19 protein-coding genes and 2 other annotated features (1 of these 21 only partly in view) are annotated in these 18,097 nt (G+C 35.6%); all 19 genes read right to left on the bottom strand.

The genetic code is table 11. From position 1 onward, the window contains the following. Nucleotides 1-35: 35 nt before the first annotated feature. The 19 genes from secDF to LN051_RS05170 all read right to left on the bottom strand — a co-directional run bounded on the left by secDF (nucleotide 36) and on the right by LN051_RS05170 (nucleotide 18,017). Nucleotides 36-2,315 (bottom strand): protein translocase subunit SecDF, encoded by a 2,280-nt coding sequence (gene secDF / locus LN051_RS05255; protein WP_229293506.1) that lies wholly within the window; start codon nucleotides 2,313-2,315, stop codon nucleotides 36-38. Nucleotides 2,316-2,755: 440 nt separating this feature from the next. Next, complete coding sequence (yajC, locus tag LN051_RS05250; RefSeq protein WP_229293505.1) at nucleotides 2,756-3,019, bottom strand: preprotein translocase subunit YajC; 264 nt, start codon at nucleotides 3,017-3,019, stop codon at nucleotides 2,756-2,758. A gap of 16 nt (nucleotides 3,020-3,035) precedes the next feature. Continuing rightward, complete coding sequence (tgt, locus tag LN051_RS05245; protein ID WP_229293504.1) at nucleotides 3,036-4,175, bottom strand: tRNA guanosine(34) transglycosylase Tgt; 1,140 nt, start codon at nucleotides 4,173-4,175, stop codon at nucleotides 3,036-3,038. 18 nt (nucleotides 4,176-4,193) lie between these two features. Further along, nucleotides 4,194-5,219, bottom strand: coding sequence for a tRNA preQ1(34) S-adenosylmethionine ribosyltransferase-isomerase QueA (gene queA, locus LN051_RS05240; RefSeq protein WP_229293503.1), 1,026 nt, complete (start codon nucleotides 5,217-5,219; stop codon nucleotides 4,194-4,196). Between the two features lie 13 nt (nucleotides 5,220-5,232). Next, nucleotides 5,233-6,228 carry a Holliday junction branch migration DNA helicase RuvB gene (ruvB, locus tag LN051_RS05235; protein ID WP_229293502.1) on the bottom strand — a complete coding sequence of 332 codons (996 nt, stop codon included), beginning with the start codon at nucleotides 6,226-6,228 and terminating at the stop codon, nucleotides 5,233-5,235. A 15-nt stretch (nucleotides 6,229-6,243) separates the two neighbouring features. Continuing rightward, complete coding sequence (gene ruvA, locus LN051_RS05230) at nucleotides 6,244-6,843, bottom strand: Holliday junction branch migration protein RuvA (RefSeq protein WP_229293501.1); 600 nt, start codon at nucleotides 6,841-6,843, stop codon at nucleotides 6,244-6,246. A gap of 12 nt (nucleotides 6,844-6,855) precedes the next feature. Next, nucleotides 6,856-7,299, bottom strand: a complete 444-nt coding sequence (locus tag LN051_RS05225; RefSeq protein WP_229293500.1) for an ACT domain-containing protein — start codon at nucleotides 7,297-7,299, stop codon at nucleotides 6,856-6,858. Between the two features lie 15 nt (nucleotides 7,300-7,314). Further along, the gene (gene obgE / locus LN051_RS05220; protein WP_229293499.1) at nucleotides 7,315-8,604 is read right to left on the bottom strand and encodes a GTPase ObgE; all 1,290 of its coding nucleotides are present in this window, start codon (nucleotides 8,602-8,604) and stop codon (nucleotides 7,315-7,317) included. Between the two features lie 277 nt (nucleotides 8,605-8,881). Next, on the bottom strand, nucleotides 8,882-9,166 hold the full coding sequence (gene rpmA, locus LN051_RS05215; protein WP_037574233.1) for a 50S ribosomal protein L27: 285 nt from the start codon (nucleotides 9,164-9,166) through the stop codon (nucleotides 8,882-8,884). Between the two features lie 10 nt (nucleotides 9,167-9,176). Next, entirely contained in the window at nucleotides 9,177-9,497 is a 321-nt protein-coding gene (locus LN051_RS05210) for a ribosomal-processing cysteine protease Prp (RefSeq protein WP_229293498.1), read from the bottom strand. 2 nt (nucleotides 9,498-9,499) lie between these two features. Beyond that, nucleotides 9,500-9,808 carry a 50S ribosomal protein L21 gene (gene rplU, locus LN051_RS05205; RefSeq protein ID WP_229293497.1) on the bottom strand — a complete coding sequence of 103 codons (309 nt, stop codon included), beginning with the start codon at nucleotides 9,806-9,808 and terminating at the stop codon, nucleotides 9,500-9,502. A gap of 11 nt (nucleotides 9,809-9,819) precedes the next feature. Next, nucleotides 9,820-9,894, bottom strand: a sequence feature (ribosomal protein L21 leader region). Nucleotides 9,895-9,922: 28 nt separating this feature from the next. Next, nucleotides 9,923-10,447 (bottom strand): rod shape-determining protein MreD, encoded by a 525-nt coding sequence (mreD, locus tag LN051_RS05200; protein ID WP_229293496.1) that lies wholly within the window; start codon nucleotides 10,445-10,447, stop codon nucleotides 9,923-9,925. Continuing rightward, the gene (mreC, locus tag LN051_RS05195; protein WP_229293495.1) at nucleotides 10,444-11,292 is read right to left on the bottom strand and encodes a rod shape-determining protein MreC; all 849 of its coding nucleotides are present in this window, start codon (nucleotides 11,290-11,292) and stop codon (nucleotides 10,444-10,446) included. The genes mreD and mreC overlap by 4 nt, the downstream gene beginning before the upstream one ends. A gap of 248 nt (nucleotides 11,293-11,540) precedes the next feature. Next, nucleotides 11,541-11,675: a hypothetical protein gene (locus LN051_RS11425; RefSeq protein WP_274704576.1), complete on the bottom strand. Its 135-nt coding sequence runs from the start codon at nucleotides 11,673-11,675 to the stop codon at nucleotides 11,541-11,543. Nucleotides 11,676-11,748: 73 nt separating this feature from the next. Further along, nucleotides 11,749-12,207, bottom strand: coding sequence for a DUF4930 family protein (locus tag LN051_RS05190; protein WP_229293494.1), 459 nt, complete (start codon nucleotides 12,205-12,207; stop codon nucleotides 11,749-11,751). Nucleotides 12,208-12,548: 341 nt separating this feature from the next. Next, the gene (gene radC, locus LN051_RS05185) at nucleotides 12,549-13,232 is read right to left on the bottom strand and encodes a RadC family protein (RefSeq protein WP_229293493.1); all 684 of its coding nucleotides are present in this window, start codon (nucleotides 13,230-13,232) and stop codon (nucleotides 12,549-12,551) included. Continuing rightward, nucleotides 13,229-13,942, bottom strand: a complete 714-nt coding sequence (locus LN051_RS05180) for a prepilin peptidase (RefSeq protein WP_274704575.1) — start codon at nucleotides 13,940-13,942, stop codon at nucleotides 13,229-13,231. The genes radC and LN051_RS05180 overlap by 4 nt, the downstream gene beginning before the upstream one ends. 170 nt (nucleotides 13,943-14,112) lie before the next feature. Beyond that, nucleotides 14,113-15,375, bottom strand: a complete 1,263-nt coding sequence (locus tag LN051_RS05175) for a bifunctional folylpolyglutamate synthase/dihydrofolate synthase (RefSeq protein ID WP_229293491.1) — start codon at nucleotides 15,373-15,375, stop codon at nucleotides 14,113-14,115. Nucleotides 15,376-15,386: 11 nt separating this feature from the next. Further along, the gene (locus LN051_RS05170) at nucleotides 15,387-18,017 is read right to left on the bottom strand and encodes a valine--tRNA ligase (protein WP_229293490.1); all 2,631 of its coding nucleotides are present in this window, start codon (nucleotides 18,015-18,017) and stop codon (nucleotides 15,387-15,389) included. Between the two features lie 39 nt (nucleotides 18,018-18,056). Further along, nucleotides 18,057-18,097: a binding site (T-box leader), on the bottom strand; it runs 168 nt beyond the window's last position.

Raw genomic sequence — 18,097 nt, 5'->3', positions numbered from 1 at the left:
GCATTTCACGCATCATTTCAAAAGTGTAGCAATACTTATACTAATACTTTTTCATCATTTGTACGTTTACGCTTATAAACCGTTAATTTATGGTTATCAGATTTACGAAGTTCACGCTTCTTCAAGATACCCCATAATGGAACAGCAATGAAGATAGATGAAAATACACCTGATACTAAACCAATAAGTAACGCCAATGAGAAGTTGAAAATACTTGATGCACCTAACAACAGTAATGCCACGACTACAATAACTACTGTTAATACTGTGTTAATTGACCGCGTCAATGTTTGGCGTATCGCACTGTTAACAATATAATCAATCTGCGATTCTGTCGTGATGACTTTGACTTTCCGTAACATTTCACGAACCCGGTCAAATGTTACAATCGTATCGTTAATAGAGTAACCAATGATCGTTAAAACTGCTGCGATAAATGTAATGTCCACTTCTAATCGGAACAAACTAAATACAGCAATAATCATAAAAGCATCATGTAGCAATGAAATAATTGAAGAAATACCCATTTGCCACTCAAAACGTAATGAAATATAAATAATCATTCCTATTGAGGCTAAAACCACAGCAAGCATTGCATTTTTAGCAAGCTCTTGACCAATGACTGGAGAAACGGTATTCACTGTAGGCTCATGACCCAGTTCATCTTTAATCGCTTTATTAGCTTTTGAAATTTCTTCTTTAGATAAATCATGTTTAAATTGCATAGACGCTTTTGTATCGTTGTTTCCACCGATAGAAAGTTGATCTGGTTTTAATCCAATGGATTCCATTTTCTTTTCTACGTCCGCTTGTTTTAAAGCGTGATTACTTTGGGCATCGATACGTGTACCTGCTGTAAAATCAATACCTAAATTCAATTTGAAAATAAATAGAATCACTACACCAGCTAAAATAATAAGACCACTTACAGCAAATAATGGTTTTGCTAGTTTCATAAAATCAATTCGATCATAAGGTGTGCTTAACTCTGAAACGTCTTTACCTTCATTAATATCGTGAATTTGGTTTTTCTTAACACCAAACCACCATAATTTCTTTTTGAAGAAATTGGAGTAAACGATAAGAGATAATAAGACACGCGTTAAAAATACCGCAGTTACAAAACTCATGAGAATGGCTAAAAGTAACATTGTCGCAAAACCTTTAACCGAACTTTCTCCAAAGAAGAATAGTACTGTAGCGGCTAAAACAGTTGTTAAGTTCGCATCTAATATCGTTATAAATGACGATTTATTTGCTTTTTTATAAGCTTGTTTTAAATTTCTACCAATTCTCAGTTCATCTTTAATCCGCTCGTACATAATGATATTCGCATCTACAGCCATCCCTACACCAAGCACTAAGGCAGCTAGACCAGGCAATGTTAATACACCTGAAATAAAGTTGAATGCCAATAGCGTTAAATAAACGTAAGTTGTTAATGTAATAACTGCGATAATCCCCGGCAATCGATAAAATAACATCATAAATAAGTAAATAATGCTAATACCGATAATTGAAGCAAACACGGTTTTTTGTAAAGCGTCTTGACCAAATTGCGCCCCTACAGATGTAGAATAAATTTCATCTAATTTTACTGGTAAAGAACCTGAATTTAAAAGGTCTGCAATTTGTTTTGCTTCAGTGATTCCTTTTTCGCCTTGGAAACCACCTGAAATTTCAACGTTTGGTGAATTAATTGGTTTGTCTACTGAGGCAGCAGATACATATTTAGGCTTTTCTTTGGTTTTCTCTTTTTTATAACTGTCACCTTTTTGATAGTCTAACCATACTACCATTACATTTTCTGGTTTTTTTGAAATTTCTTCAGTTACTTTTTTAAACTTGTCACTATCTTTAAGTTTAAACGTTACTGCAGGCTGGTTTGTATTTTGTTTAAATTCTTGCTTAGCTGAACCTTGAACTAAATCTTTCCCTGTTAGCTTCACTTTGTCATCTGCATCACGAATCGTTAAATTCGCTTGAGAAGATAAAATCTTTCTAGCTTGATCTTGGTCTTTTACCCCTGCAAGTTGAACACGGATACGATTTTGATCTTCGACTTGAATTTTCGGTTCAGAAACCCCTAAAACATTGACACGTCTTTCTAATGTTTTAGCAGTTGATTGAACGGCTGTACTATCAATTTTATCGCCGTCAGAAAGTGGTTTGACTTGATATAAGACCTCAAATCCTCCTTGCAAATCAAGTCCTAAGTTGACATCTTTGATTACATTTTTATAAGTTGCTGCCATTCCACCGAATAACAATACAACCACTAGGAAAAATATAATCAATCTACTGACTTTTTTCACATAAACACCTCTTTTAAGCTTATGAGACTAGCATACTTTAGTTCTAGTCAGGCACGCAAGTTATTTTATAGTATATTGAATTATTTTAAACCTTGATTGAGTTCAAATCTTTAAGTTTTTTAAGCAAAATGCTAAAAAAGCTAAATATTTTTACGCTAGGCCACTCTGTCGAAACTTTCAATTTTGAATTACACTCTAATGTACTCCTAAATTGAAGTCCCTTTAATACCTTAACCCAATTACTACAATTAACCCTAAATTACACCATCATTACGCTATAAATTTTTCTTTAGCCAATTTAATACTGTACGCTTTTTCATTACTTTTTTCAAGCTATTTACAAATCACACTTTAAATGCCATAAAAAAACGGGATTGAAATCATACGAAATATCTGTGATTCCCCATCCCGATACAAATGCTCTTCATTCACTTATGTGATTATGAAGGATCCACTTGTTTAATTGCTTGCTTTTCAAATGTCATTTCAGTTCCTTTGCCATTTACAATGACAACTGCAGTTGTTTCGTCTACTGCACGAACTGTTCCTTTAATACCGCCAATCGTAGTTACACGTTGACCAGATTCTAATTGAGCAACCATTTCACGGTGCTCCTTCGCACGTTTTTGTTGTGGACGAATCATAAAGAACCACATTACTACAAAAAGTAGTATTAAGGGTAATAAACTAAGTAATGAAGACATAAACGATAACTCCTATCTAGAAATTTTTCGGATTTTCAACATTGAGACCATATTGTTCGAAAAATTCCTCTTTAAAATCTAAAAGACGATCTTCCCGAATTGCTTGTCTAATGTTCTCCATTAATTTTAGCAGAAAATGAAGGTTATGATAAGTAGTAAGGCGAATACCAAACGTTTCATCTGCTTTAATTAAATGTCTTAAGTAAGCTCGTGTATAGTTTTTACATGTATAACAGTCACAGTTTTCATCTAAAGGTCTAAAGTCTTCTTTAAATTTTGCATTTTTAATGACTAAGCGTCCCGTTGACGTCATACATGTTCCATTACGTGCAATTCGTGTAGGTAATACGCAGTCAAACATATCCATTCCTCGAATGCTACATTCAATAAGCGCATCAGGCGATCCTACTCCCATAAGGTAACGCGGTTTATTTTCTGGCATGAATTGCACCGTATGTTCTACCATTTCATACATTATCGGCTTAGGTTCCCCAACGGAAAGACCACCTATCGCATAGCCCGGAAAATCGAGTTGCACAAGCTCCTCAGCGCTTTGTTGGCGTAAATCTTTATATTCGCCTCCTTGAATGATGCCAAATAATGCTTGATCATCTGGACGTTCGTGCGCATTTTTACATCTTTCAGCCCAACGCGTCGTACGTTCAATAGAATCTTTAACGTATTGATACTCCGCGGGCATCGGTGGACATTCATCAAAAGCCATAATGATATCCGCACCTAAATCATTTTGTATTTTAATAGAATCTTCAGGCGATAAAAATAATTTCGAGCCGTTCGCGTGGTGTCTAAATTCAACACCTTCTTCAGTAATTTTACGCAAATCACTTAAGCTAAAAACTTGGAATCCGCCTGAGTCCGTCAAGATTGGGCCATTCCAATTCATAAATTGATGTAGTCCCCCAGCTTTTTTCACGATTTCATTCCCTGGTTGCAACCACAGATGATACGTATTGCTTAAAATGATTTTAGCTTCCATCTCTTTTAAATCTTCGGGGCTCATCGTCTTTACCGTTGCTTTTGTTCCAACTGGCATAAACATCGGTGTTTCAAATGAGCCGTGTGGTGTATGCACAATCCCTAGCCTTGCGCCAGATTGTTTACACGTTTTGATATGTTCATATGTTACTGCTGGCATAGTCAAAACCTCTCTACATTAAATAATAATCATTGCATCGCCAAAACTAAAAAAACGATAGTTTGAATTCACCGCGTGTCTATAGGCGTTTAATACAAATTGTCTCGTACTAAATGCCGATACAAGCATCACTAAGGTTGATTTTGGCAAATGAAAATTTGTGATCAATCCATCGATTGCTTTAAATTCGAAACCAGGGTAAATAAATATATTGGTCCATCCGCTTGCAGCTTGAAATGTTCCATAATCCCGCATAATGGTCTCTAATGTTCGCGTTGAAGTCGTTCCAACTGATATGATGCGACGGCCGTTTGCTTTAGTAGCATTCAACAACTCGGCTGTGCTTTGTGTCATAGTGTAATATTCACTATGCATTTCGTGATCATCAATATCTTCCACGCTCACTGGGCGAAATGTGCCTAATCCTACATGCAATGTCACAAAGGCAATATTCACGTCTTTCGCTCTAACTTCATCTAATAATGCATCTGTAAAATGAAGACCAGCTGTAGGTGCAGCTGCAGAACCCGACGCTTTAGCGTAAACAGTTTGATAACGGTCGCGGTCATCTAAACGTTCTTTAATATAAGGCGGCAGTGGCATTTCACCAAGTTCATCTAGACGTTCTTGAAGAATCCCATCATAGCTTAAACGCATTATTCTGCCACCTTGATCAAGTTCTTTGATACAAGTAGCGATAATCTTGTCTTCGCCAAAAGAAATTGTTTGACCCACTTTAATACGTTTCGCAGGCTTTAATAAAACTTCCCAATCATTACCTTCGACATTGCTTAACATCAACATTTCTACTTTTGCCTGTGTTTCTTTTTTCACACCAAACAAACGTGCAGGCATTACTTTAGTATCATTTAAAACTAAAGTATCACCGGGCTGAAAAAATTGGATAATATCTTTAAAATGTAAATCTTTCGTCTCACCCGTTTGGCGATTTAAATATAACAATCTACTCGTATCACGCTCTTTTAGCGGAACTTGAGCAATTAAGGATTCAGGTAAGTGATAATTAAAATCTTCTATATTCAAAATAGTCCCTCACTTAATTTGGATAATTAAAATGGGCGTATGCCTTTGGTGTTGCTTTACGTCCCCTAGGCGTTCGTTCTATAAAACCTTGTTGAATTAAATACGGCTCGTATACATCTTCAATCGTAATGCGTTCTTCTCCAATTGACACTGCAATCGTATCCAGTCCAACTGGACCGCCGCGATACTGCTCAATAATACATGCCATCATTTTATGATCTATGTAATCGAGACCTTCTTCATCAACTTGAAGCAAATCTAAAGCATACTTTGTCGTTTCTATATAAATTTGTTCATCTTCATTAACTTGCTGGAAATCTCTTATACGCTTCAGTAAACGATTGGCAACTCGTGGTGTCCCTCGACTTCTTTTTGCTATTTCTAGTGCACTCTCATCGTCTATCGATGTACCAAGCACCTCAGCGGTACGAATAATAATTTGTTGTAGCTCACTTATTTTATAATATTCTAACCTTAAATGAACGCCAAATCGGTCACGTAACGGGCTAGTTAAGCTTCCGGCACGCGTTGTTGCACCTACCAACGTAAACGGTGGTAAATCGATACGAATACTTCTAGCTTCTTCGCCTTTCCCAACAACAATATCTAAGAAAAAGTCTTCCATTGCTGGATACAACACTTCTTCAACTACACTACTTAGGCGATGGATTTCATCTATGAACAAAACATCTCCAGGCTGTAAACCGGTTAAAATCGCAGCAAGATCACCCGGGCGCTCAATAGAAGGACCAGAAACTGTTCTTAAATTCACATTCATTTCATTAGCAATAATATGTGACAGCGTCGTTTTACCTAATCCAGGAGGACCAAATAAAAGTACATGGTCTAAAGGTTCTTGTCTAAGTTGTGCAGCTTTCATAAATACTTCTAGATTAGCTTTTATAGATGATTGACCAATATACTGACGTAAGCGTTCAGGTCTTAAAGATAACTCAAATTCATGTTCATTTATATTTTCATGACCATCAATCATACGATGTTCGTCCATAGAAATCCCCCTTTATCAACTGATGAGTTGTTGTAATCCAAATTTGACAGCTTCATCAACAGAGTCAAACGTTTCTTTTGCCATCTTTTTCTCGATTTTGTTCAATTCTCGTTTAGAATAGCCTAATGCTTCCAACGCAAGTAATGCTTCTTCTTCAACTTTTGAAGATTGGTGGGCACTTTCCGGAATTAATGTATCATCCGATTCTTCAGTCACCACTACCTTACCTTTAAGGTCAAGCACAATTTGGCGTGCGGTTTTCTTACCTATTCCAGGAAATTGTGTTAAATAAGCATCGTTTTCGTTTTCAATCGCTAATTTCACTTGTCTTGGTGTACTTGCTGCTAAAATTGCAAGTGCAGATTTAGGGCCAATACCAGTGACTTTAATCAAACTTAAAAACATATCTTTTTCTTCACAATCTACAAAACCATATAGTAACTGTGCATCTTCTCGGACTATGAGCGCCGTATGAATCGTTGTTACTTGTTGCAATTGTTTTTGGAATCGATATGAGTTTGGTGTTTGAATTTCAAAAGCAATACCCGATGATGTCTCAATTACTACATGTGTAGGGTATAAATGTTGTAGTGTGCCTCTTATATATGCATACATAATGATATCTCCTTACATATTCATTCCAATAATGTCTACATTAGACACATTTTCTATCTGTCTCAATGTATTGATAATATCATATACATTCATGTCAGATTTACTTGCATTTAACGATAACGTTATAGAAGCTTTTTTATCAATAGGGACACTTTGATGAATCGTTAAAACAGATAATTTAAGTTGGGAAATCTTTTCTAAAATTGTAGCAAGTATTCCTACTTTATCTGTTACAAATAAAATAATTGTAAATTCTTGTGAAGCATCTTTAGCTTCTTCTAATGGAAATATCGTATCACGATACTTGTAGAATGCACTTCTTGAACAATCGTGTAATCTTACTGCTTCTTGAACCGTTAAAGATTGGTTTTCATTTAAGCTTTCTTTAACACGTAGCACTTTAGATACGACGTAGGGTAATACATCTTCACGTATTAAAAAATACTGATGTTTCATTGTTGATCGCTCCTATTATTCAACAAATTCAAATTCTCCACCTAAAATTCGAACAATATCACCGTTTTCTGCACCACGTTCGCGCAATGCATCGTCAATTCCCATTGAACGCATTTGACGCGCAAAACGTCTTACTGCTGGGTCGCTATTAAAATCAGTCATTTTAAATAATCGCTCAATCGCATTACCACTCACCACATAAGCACCGTCGTCATCACGCGTAATGGTAAACTTATCTTGTGAAGGCGTATGTTTATATAATACGCGGTTAATGCCTGGTTCATCCTCTTCTGCGTTAAAATCAACATCTTTTACAGACTCTAATGTGTTCGCAATTTCATAAAGTAATTGATCTATATTCTCGCGGGTGTACGCAGAAATTGGCATTATTTTGTAGTCCTCTTCTAATTGTGATTTAAATAGCTCTAGTTGTTCAGTTGCTTCAGGCATATCCATTTTGTTCGCCACAATAATTTGAGGTCGCTTTTCTAATTTTTCTTCATAGGCGCGCATTTCTTTATTGATCGTTAAATAATCTTCATACGGATCGCGCCCTTCCATACCACTCATATCAATCACATGGACAATTACCTTAGTACGCTCGACATGGCGTAAAAACTGATGTCCTAAACCGACGCCTTCTGAAGCGCCTTCAATTAATCCTGGTAAATCTGCCATTACAAAACTTCTTTGATCGGGTGTAGTCACGACACCTAAATTAGGTTGGATGGTTGTAAAATGATACGCACCAATTTTAGGTTTTGCTTTAGATACTATAGATAACAATGTAGATTTACCTACACTTGGAAAGCCAACAAGTCCAACATCTGCAAGCAGTTTAAGTTCTAAAGTCACTTCAAGTTCTTCTCCAGGCTCTCCATTCTCACTAAAATCTGGAGCTGGATTTTTAGGCGTAGCAAAACGTGAGTTTCCGCGGCCTCCACGGCCGCCCTTAGCGATTGTCGCACGCTGTCCATGTTCGACTAAATCTGCTAGCGTTTGTTCAGTTTCTACATCTTTAACAATTGTCCCTGGTGGCACTTTTAAAACAAGATCTTCTGCATTTTTACCATGCATATTACTGCTCTGTCCATTCTCTCCTTTTTTCGCCTTAAAGTGACGTTGGAAGCGGAAATCCATTAACGTTCTTAACCCCTCGTCAACTTCGAAAATAACAGACGCCCCGCGTCCACCATCTCCACCGGCCGGCCCTCCAAAAGGTACATATTTTTCACGGCGATACGCTGTAATACCATTACCCCCATCGCCTGCTTTAAGAAATATTTTCACTTGATCGACAAACATGATTTCACCTCATTTTCATTTTAAATGTTCATCACGCTATTTTGAAGTAATAATAGTGCAATATTAGTTATTAGAACGAGGTTATGTACGATAGTCAACAAGTGCTGATAATTGTTTATATTCGCATTACATCGTTCATTTATTGCTTCATTTATATATCTATCTAATTCTCACGGGCATGTTAAAGTGTCAACTGTAATCTCAATATACCCAATTAAAACACTTAGATAAAAAAGAAACACCAGAAGCAACCTTCTGGTGTGAGTATTGTGACAAATTATTCAGCAACTGCGTATACAGATACTTGTTTTTTGTCGCGACCTTTACGTTCGAATTTAACAACGCCGTCTATTTTAGCGAATAAAGTATCATCGCCACCACGACCTACGTTTTCACCTGGGTAAATTTTTGTTCCACGTTGACGGAATAAAATTGATCCACCAGTAACATATTGACCATCAGCACGTTTAGCACCTAAACGTTTTGATTCAGAGTCACGACCGTTCTTTGTAGAACTTACCCCTTTTTTAGATGCGAAAAATTGTAAGTTTAATTTAAGCATGAGTTACACCTCACTTATAATTTAATTTAATATGATCTTTATATTCTTCTTCAATAGTTTGTAAAGATATCAACATAGATTGTAAGATTAACTGCGCTTTTTCATTTGATGTATCGACGCTTCGAAAATGAAAATAGCCTCCGTCATCACTATAATCTATATCAGGTCTTTCAGAAGTTAAACCTATAATAGCATTAACGCTACCAAAAAGTACCGCCGATGCACCTGCACAAACGATATCTTGACCGTGTTCTGCAAAATCTGCATGACCGTCCATTATAACATCTGTAACCTGTCCGTCATTATTTAACCTTACTTCGACATTAATCATAATTACAAGCTGATTTTATCGATTGTTAACTTAGTATATGGTTGACGGTGACCTTTTTTGCGCTTAGAGTCTTTACGACGACGGTAAGTAAAAACAGTAATCTTTTTACCACGACCGTGTTTGTTAATTTTCGCAGATACTGTAGCACCTTCGATTGTTGGCGCACCAACAGTAACGTTGTCTCCACCTACGAATAAGACTTTGTCAAATGTAAAAGTGTCGCCTTCATTTGCGTTTAATTTTTCAACGTAAATTTCTTGGCCTTCTTCTACTTTGATTTGTTTTCCACCTGTTTCAATAATAGCAAACATACTTTGCACCTCCTATAATTAAGTCACGCCATATATAGGTGACATCGTGTACTTCAAAACCTATATTTGAGCGGTTGTATGTAGCTAAAACTACTCAACTACTGCATCATATCATCACTTTATTTTCATGTCAATAGTTCTCTTTCTTTTTTGACGGCTATCTAAAATTAAATAGATGAAAATGAGTAACACTGCATTCAACAGTAACGTTGTTGGCATTCTAAAGAAAAGAAATTGTATTAAATCAAATTGCATCATCCCTACCATGCTGTATATCAGTGCAACTAATATATCTAAACCAATAATGCTCACTAAAACAATTAAAAATACCATCGAATGATCTCGATAAAAAAGTGAGAAGAACTTCTCAATTGTAAGAATACATATCAAATAGGAGATCAAATACACACCATAAATTTGTCCAAAGTAAAGATCTGTCATCAATCCTAAAAGTATACCTAAAATAATTGCTGTGTATACATTTCGATAAAAGGTAAGTAATAGTAGAAACATCAGTGTCAATCTCGGCACTAAGACGAACTGCAAGCCAAAAATATTAATTGGCGATAACATCGCTAGTAATGTATCTAAGTAAAAACAAACGATGCCTAAAAGAAAATAAATCCCTGCACGTTTCATGAAGGATCACCTTCTGAATCTGAGTTTGAGTCATCAATTGTTTTTGGATCACGTTTTGCAACGTATACCGTACCAATTTGATTTAAATTTGCGCCCGTTTTGATGACTACCTGTTTGGACAAGCCGTATTGATCATTTTGAACTTTTACGACTTCACCAACATAGATACCTTTAGGGAGTTGATCGCCTAAACCACTTGTGATGACTTTATCGCCTTTTGCAACTTTATTACTATTATCGATGTCTGAAATAATCAGTTCATCATTTTTCTCATCATAGTAATCTATCAAACCAAACGCTTCTTTCCCTTTATTTTGAACATGTACAGAAAGCCTATTCGTACGGCCTTTAGTAGAAATTAAATTCACTTGTGCTGAGAATTGATTTACTTTTGCAACGCGACCTATCAAACCATCAGTCGTCATCACAGCCATGTTTTCTTTAATCCCTGCTTTTTTACCTTTATCAATAATTAAAGTATTCATCCATTGATCAGGATGACGCGCGATAACATTGACGGCCATTGGCTCGTACTTGGAAATATCGCTAATCTTGAGTTCTTTACGCAGTTGTTCATTTTCTGTTTGAAGTCTCTGATTATCAGATTTTAATTGATTTTCTTTTTTTGTAGGTTTAGTATCATTTTGAAAAAGGGCACGCGTAGTTCCCGATAACACTTGTATCGGATATGTAAAAATACGCTGACCGAAAGATAACGTATCACCGGCATATTGCTCTGGCAAAGATTGTGAATGAGAGCGAATAGACAATCCAATCAAAGCAATAAAAATGATGAGTGCACAAAACAATACTATCAACTTATTGTTTTTTAAAAAATGGGACAACCTCAACACCTCAATATGTAATTGTAAATAACACTATTATTTTATATTACTCACTCATTTAAATAAAGTCTCATGGGTTGATTTATAAAAATATTTACACTCGAGTCTAAGCGTAACATGAATTGGCTAAAGATTCTCTTACGAGTAAATTCATTTTGTTTCTATTCCATGTTTATATCAAAAAACGCAAAAAATTAAGCGAGACATTGTGTATCATGCCCATCTTAATCTTTTGCGTATAAATGATTTTATTCATCTTCCTGTTGTTTTACTGTTTTTGGTTCATCTTCCTTATATAAAGTTTCGTCCTTGCGCCATTGAGCAAATAATTTTTGCGCTTTTAACTGTTCATTGCTTTGTTGCGCATTATTTTCATTAGACATCTGACTCACCCTTTTTACATTTTTTACTCCTATAGCCTAACGTATGTAAAGTTAGATTTCAAACGTGACTAGTTTAGTTAAAAGATGAAAGTGGAGACATTTCAATTTGATGCCCTTCTCTATTTAGATCAAAATATAAGTCATGTTCAGTCGTGTAAACCCTTACTTTTTTACTTCCAAATTTATACATAATATATTGTGTATCCCTTTGAGCAATTAAATATTCATTATCATATCCCATGCGTGTAAAATCATTTACTTGCATAAACTCATGTTTATCAATCCAATTAAAAAACTGTCGCGCTTGACTAGAAGGAACATTACGTAAAATTTCATTGTCCTCTAAAATATACTTTTGTCCTTCAAGTGGGACAACATACCCTTCTTCATCCACATATTGTTGCGCATTGCTAGTTAGAGGATTCCATTTAGCTTCATTTACGAAAGGGACATTTTTTAAGGCAAAATAAGTAAGGGCACCTACTAAAAATAGCATAGTTATAATTTTTACAATACTAATAATCGCTCTCATTAATTGCCTCCTTTATCATTACTATTATAATATACATACATCATTGATTACGTCATACTCTAGACTTAATTTAATCACGAGCGCAAGTTGGATGCAATTTTTATTTAAACTCAGTATGATGTAATAAAGGAGTGACAAGCAATTGAGTATACTTTCTATTTTTCTAATCATTTTACTGGTTGTCTTATTATTTAGAGTGAGTGTGTCGATTATTCGATTTTTAATAAAGGCCGGAATATTTGTATTAATCATCTACTTGTGTTATAAATCATTCATGTTGCTGGCTGAAAATTTTCAACTATAATGTAAAACGTTACGTGCGATTTATGCATGTAGCGTTTTTATTTTTCTTCCATTTTTGCAATGATCGACACAAAACATTGATGCCCAACGACAATATGGTCAAGCAATTGAATCCCCATTGTTTCACCACAATTTTGCAATCTTAATGTCGTATCAAAATCTGCTTGTGAGGGTGTTGGGTCTCCTGAAGGATGATTATGCGCCACTATAATTGCATGAGCAGAGTGTTTTAACGCAATTTTAAATACTTCTCTGGGGTGGATAATCGCACTATTTAACGTCCCTTTAAATAACGTTTCTTGATGAATAATTTGATGTTTAGTGTTTAAAACAAAAACGATAAATTTCTCTTGTTTTTCTATGGTCAATTGGGGATATAATAATTCTGCAATTTGTGCTGGCTTCCTGATAATGCTTAACGGACTAATATCCGTGCGAAGATTCAAGCGATGTGCCAATTCAAATGCCGCTAATAATGTCGCACTTTTACTTTTGCCGATGCCCTCAAATGAAATTAATTCTTGCAAAGACATTTCTTGAAGCATTTTTAAATTTCTACTATAGGCTAATAAACGAGCAGCAATATCTAAACTCGATCGCCCTTTACTTCCTGTATTAATTAAAATCGCTAATAACTCTGTATTGGATAATGCTTTCGCGCCTTTTTGTAGTAAGCGTTCTTTAGGCATTTCATCAGGTGATAAATCTTTAATTCGTGTCATAATACGCCTCCAAACCATTGATTTAAAACAGGATAATAGTAAGAAGTGACGAGAAAAGCCAAAGTAATAGAAGGGACAAGCGGAATCATCTGTTTATGCTTTAAAAAAGTATAATATAGAGGATATGTCAATGTAGCAATAGGAAACGTGAACCAAATGACATATAAAATAAAATGTAACGGCATAATGCAAGTTAATACAATAAAAAGTTTAATATCACCAAACCCAATCCATTTTTGAAACGTGATGCCTATAATAAAAAGAATACTTAATAAAGCGAGTTTAGCCGATGATATTTGAAATGATTGAGGCGTGAATATTAGTGTGGTAATCATTAATAAGAAGAGCAATCGATGTGGAACGATATAATATCGGAGATCAATTAGACTTAATGTCAGTAGTAAAAGGCTTAAACAAGCTAGGTAATATGTTTGAATTTCAAATTTTTCTTTCAATATGGCATAGCTTAATATGCCTGCCAAACATTCACCTATCCATAAATAAAACGGAATTTTATTTTTGCAGTAGAAACATTTTCCCTTTAAAGCTATGAAACTAAAGATAGGAAATAACATCCACCACTTTAACGTCTTTTGGCATTGTTCACATTTGGAGCGTACAAATAATATAGACCATTTCAGCGATGTGCATTTGGAAAAATAAAACAAAAAACTAATTAAACAACTCCCTATATAACTTTGTAATAACATTGCTGTCCCCCTTTTAAACCATTATACATAATGCTCAGACACTTGGCTAAATCTCATTTTTAAAGAATTCCAAACGCATAGAGACAATATAATAAAACGTGCTTAAGTACATAGAGAATACATTAAAAATTCCTATGACTAAGCACGTAAAAAATAATATATTAAAATTTTTAATAACCTAATTTCGCTTTAACTTCACTAATAAAATAGAGACTACCTGTAATCAACAATGCCTCACCTTCATAATTTTTAATGAAGGACACGTAATCATCAATTAAGGTTTTATCTTCAAAGTCTACTTCATCATAAAGTGTTTGTTTAGGTAACGCTTTCGGAAAATCAAAGCTTGTCACATAAAAATGATTCGCTATCGTATTAAAAGCATTTAACATATTTGATATCGGCTTGCCTTTAATGGCAGCAAATAAAATATCTACTTTATCAAGTGCATAGTAACGCCCAATAGTATCAACAAGCGCGTCAACGCTTTCTTTATTATGCGCACCATCAATAATGATAAGTGGAGAGGAAGAAACTTTTTCGATTCTTCCAATCCATTGTACACTTTCAATACCTTGAATCATCTTATTAAAATCTATATCAATGATTTGTCGTTCATAAAGCTCTATTAATGCCGTAATCGCTAATGACGCATTTTCTTTTTGATGTTCCCCTAACATTGTCAAAGCGATATTTTCCATTTCGTAATCTTTATAACGATACGTAAACTCATCATCTTCTGATACGACTAAAATATCGCGATCAAATTCTATTGCAGGTGCATTTAAATCTGAAGCAAGTTGTCTTAAATATTTTAATGCTTCTTCATTTTTTACAGCATATACAACAGGAGTATTAGGTTTGATAATCGCACTTTTATCTTTAGCAATATCAAGGTAAGCATTGCCAAGAATGTCTGTATGGTCTAAACCAATACTCGTTAGTATACTCAATATCGGTTGGATGACATTTGTCGAGTCATTTTTAACACCAAGACCTGCTTCTACTATAACAAAATCTACAGGGTGAATCTCTCCGAAATAGAGATACATCATTGTCGTAATGATTTCAAATTCCGTAGCTACACCTAATTCCGTTTCAGCTTCCATAGATTCACTCACTGGTTTTACACGAGCCACAAGCTCTACAATCGCATCGTTTGAAATCGGGGTTCCATTTAAACTAATACGTTCATTAAACGTTTCGATATAAGGAGACGTAAAAGTACCGATATTGTAACCATTATTCACAAGCGCTGATCTTAAAAACGCCACAGTAGAACCTTTGCCATTTGTTCCGCCTACATGAATGGCTTTCATTTTACGTTCAGGGTTGTTTAAGCGCGCTAACATCCATTCCATACGTTTCACACCAGGTTTGATACCAAATTTGGTACGTTCATGAATCCAATACAAACTATCTAGATAATTCATATTATAAACTCCTAAGCTTTTAATTGTTCAATTCTTGACTTCACACCATCAAACTTTTCTTGATATTGCGCTTGCTTCGTGCGTTCTTCATTAATGACTTTTTCAGGTGCTTTATTGACGAAGTTTTCATTTGCTAACTTTTTATTCACGCGGTCTAATTCTTTTTGCCACTTTTCAAGTTCTTTTTCGAGACGTGCAATTTCTTTATCCATATCAATAAGCCCTTCAAGCGGTAAAATCACTTCGCCCGCTGAAACAACAGATGTCATTGCTTTTTCAGGTATCGAAACTTCTGTTTCAATTTCCAATACGCTAGGATTACAAAAACGCTCTAAATAATGTCGATTAGCGATGAGTAAATCACGTGTTGCTTCATTTTTCGTTTGAACTTTAATTGGAATTTCTTTAGATAACGGTGTGTTGACTTCAAGACGTGATTGACGAACTGATTTAATGATTTCAACAAGTTGTTGCATCACTTGCTTACTTTCATCAAAGACAAGTGTCGAATCAACTTTTGGCCATTCACTCGTTACAATTGATTGTCCTTGATGTGGTAAATTTTGCCATATATGCTCAGTTACAAAAGGCATAAATGGATGTAACAATCTCATAATCGTATTTAGCGTATAACTTAATACAGAACGTGTAACATCTTTTTGCGCTTCATCTTCCCCGTTCATAGGAATTTTGCTCATTTCGATATACCAATCGCAAAATTCATCCCAGATGAAATTATAAAGCACTCTGCCTACTTCACCAAACTCATATTTTTCGCTTAATTGCGTTACAGTATCGATTGTTTCGTTTAAACGTGTCAAAATCCATTGGTCTGCGACAGATAAGTTTTGTGACATATCGATATCTTCGAATTTAAAGTCCTCACCAATATTCATTAGGCTAAAGCGTGCCGCATTCCAAATTTTGTTAATAAAATTCCATACTGATTCAACTTTTTCTGTTGAATAACGTAAGTCGTGTCCAGGAGATGAACCTGTTGCTAAGAAATACCTCAAGCTATCAGCACCATATTCATCAATCACATCCATTGGATCTACACCATTTCCAAGAGATTTACTCATTTTACGACCATCTTCTGCACGAACTAAACCATGTAACAACACGTCATTAAACGGTTTTTGTTCCGTAAATTCAAGACCTTGGAAAATCATACGTGCAACCCAGAAGAAAATAATATCATATCCAGTAACAAGTACATTCGTTGGGTAATAACGTTGATAATCTTGTGCATCCACATCTGGCCAACCTAATGTAGAAAATGGCCATAAGGCACTTGAAAACCATGTATCTAAAACATCTTCATCTTGTGTCCAATTTTCACTGTCTTCAGGTGCTGTTTCACCAACATAAATTTCTCCAGTTTCATTGTGATACCAAGCTGGAATTTGATGTCCCCACCATAATTGTCTAGAAATTGTCCAATCGCGAATCTCTTCCATCCAGCGATTGAATGTTTTCTCAAACCGTGTTGGTACAAAATCAATGCGCCCATCACCTTTTTGATTATTTAACGCTTGTTGCGCAAGTGGTGCCATTTTAACAAACCACTGTGTTGATAAATAAGGCTCTACAACAGCGCCCGTACGTTCAGAATGACCAACAGAATGCACATGGTCTTCAATTTTGATGACCAATCCTTCTGCTTCTAAATCTTGAACAAGCTTTTTGCGACATTCAAAGCGATCTAAACCTTCATACTCGCCTGCATTCTCATTCATTCGACCTGACTCATTCATAACGACAATGCGTTCAAGTTCATGACGATTTCCGATTTCAAAATCATTTGGGTCGTGCGCCGGTGTTACTTTCATCGCACCGCTTCCAAATTCTTTATCAACATAGCTGTCCGCGATAATAGGCAGCTCGCGTCCTACACGCGGTAAAATAACTTTTTTACCAATAATATCTTGATAACGTTCGTCATCAGGATTAACTACGATGGCAGTATCTCCTAGCATTGTCTCTGGACGTGTCGTCGCAATTTCGACAAATCCTTCTCCATCAGCTATTGGATATTTAAAATGGTAAAATTTACCATTTACATCTTCATGTACCACTTCAATATCTGATAACGCTGTACGAGCTTGAGGATCCCAGTTAATGATGCGTTCGCCACGATAAATTAATCCTTTATTGTACATATCTATGAACACTTTCCGGACTGCTTTACTTAAGCCCTCATCTAACGTGAAACGCTCTCTTGAATAATCTAGCCCTAAACCAAGTTTCGCCCATTGTTGTCGAATGAAATCAGCATATTCGTCTTTCCATTCCCATGCTTTTTCTAAAAACTTTTCGCGTCCAATATCATGACGTGAAATGCCTTCTTCTTTCATTTTTGCTTCTACTTTAGCTTGCGTTGCGATTCCAGCATGGTCCATGCCTGGTAGATAAAGCGTGTCATAACCTTGCATGCGTTTCATACGAGTTAAAATATCTTGCAACGTCGTATCCCATGCATGGCCTAAATGCAACTTACCTGTGACATTTGGGGGTGGAATTACAATCGTATATGTCTCTTTCTGTTTATCTTCTGATGGTTTAAAAAGTGATGCATCTAACCACTTTTGATAACGTCCCGCTTCTACTTCTTGCGGATTATATTTAGGTTTCATTTCCATATTTTTCCCTCCGTAACATAAAAAAGAACACCTGTCCTAATATAGGACGGATGTTCCGTGGTACCACCTATCTTCAATAG

This window comes from Staphylococcus ratti, from assembly GCF_020883535.1.
In the GTDB taxonomy this organism is placed as follows: Bacteria; Bacillota; Bacilli; order Staphylococcales; family Staphylococcaceae; genus Staphylococcus; species Staphylococcus ratti.
This window is presented reverse-complemented; position numbering and strand designations above follow the sequence as displayed.

What these genes read in the sequence shown, in the direction of transcription:
- LN051_RS05180 (WP_274704575.1), bottom strand. Translation starts at nt 13,942, where the DNA reads ATGTTATTACAAAGTTATATAGGGAGTTGTTTAATTAGTTTTTTGTTT.
- rpmA (WP_037574233.1), bottom strand. Translation starts at nt 9,166, where the DNA reads ATGCTTAAATTAAACTTACAATTTTTCGCATCTAAAAAAGGGGTAAGT.
- LN051_RS05170 (WP_229293490.1), bottom strand. Translation starts at nt 18,017, where the DNA reads ATGGAAATGAAACCTAAATATAATCCGCAAGAAGTAGAAGCGGGACGT.
- LN051_RS05225 (WP_229293500.1), bottom strand. Translation starts at nt 7,299, where the DNA reads ATGAAACATCAGTATTTTTTAATACGTGAAGATGTATTACCCTACGTC.
- LN051_RS05175 (WP_229293491.1), bottom strand. Translation starts at nt 15,375, where the DNA reads ATGAATTATCTAGATAGTTTGTATTGGATTCATGAACGTACCAAATTT.
- LN051_RS11425 (WP_274704576.1), bottom strand. Translation starts at nt 11,675, where the DNA reads ATGTCTAATGAAAATAATGCGCAACAAAGCAATGAACAGTTAAAAGCG.
- LN051_RS05190 (WP_229293494.1), bottom strand. Translation starts at nt 12,207, where the DNA reads ATGAGAGCGATTATTAGTATTGTAAAAATTATAACTATGCTATTTTTA.
- LN051_RS05210 (WP_229293498.1), bottom strand. Translation starts at nt 9,497, where the DNA reads ATGATTAATGTCGAAGTAAGGTTAAATAATGACGGACAGGTTACAGAT.
- radC (WP_229293493.1), bottom strand. Translation starts at nt 13,232, where the DNA reads ATGACACGAATTAAAGATTTATCACCTGATGAAATGCCTAAAGAACGC.
- obgE (WP_229293499.1), bottom strand. Translation starts at nt 8,604, where the DNA reads ATGTTTGTCGATCAAGTGAAAATATTTCTTAAAGCAGGCGATGGGGGT.
- mreD (WP_229293496.1), bottom strand. Translation starts at nt 10,447, where the DNA reads ATGAAACGTGCAGGGATTTATTTTCTTTTAGGCATCGTTTGTTTTTAC.
- yajC (WP_229293505.1), bottom strand. Translation starts at nt 3,019, where the DNA reads ATGTCTTCATTACTTAGTTTATTACCCTTAATACTACTTTTTGTAGTA.
- ruvB (WP_229293502.1), bottom strand. Translation starts at nt 6,228, where the DNA reads ATGGACGAACATCGTATGATTGATGGTCATGAAAATATAAATGAACAT.
- tgt (WP_229293504.1), bottom strand. Translation starts at nt 4,175, where the DNA reads ATGCCAGCAGTAACATATGAACATATCAAAACGTGTAAACAATCTGGC.
- ruvA (WP_229293501.1), bottom strand. Translation starts at nt 6,843, where the DNA reads ATGTATGCATATATAAGAGGCACACTACAACATTTATACCCTACACAT.
- rplU (WP_229293497.1), bottom strand. Translation starts at nt 9,808, where the DNA reads ATGTTTGCTATTATTGAAACAGGTGGAAAACAAATCAAAGTAGAAGAA.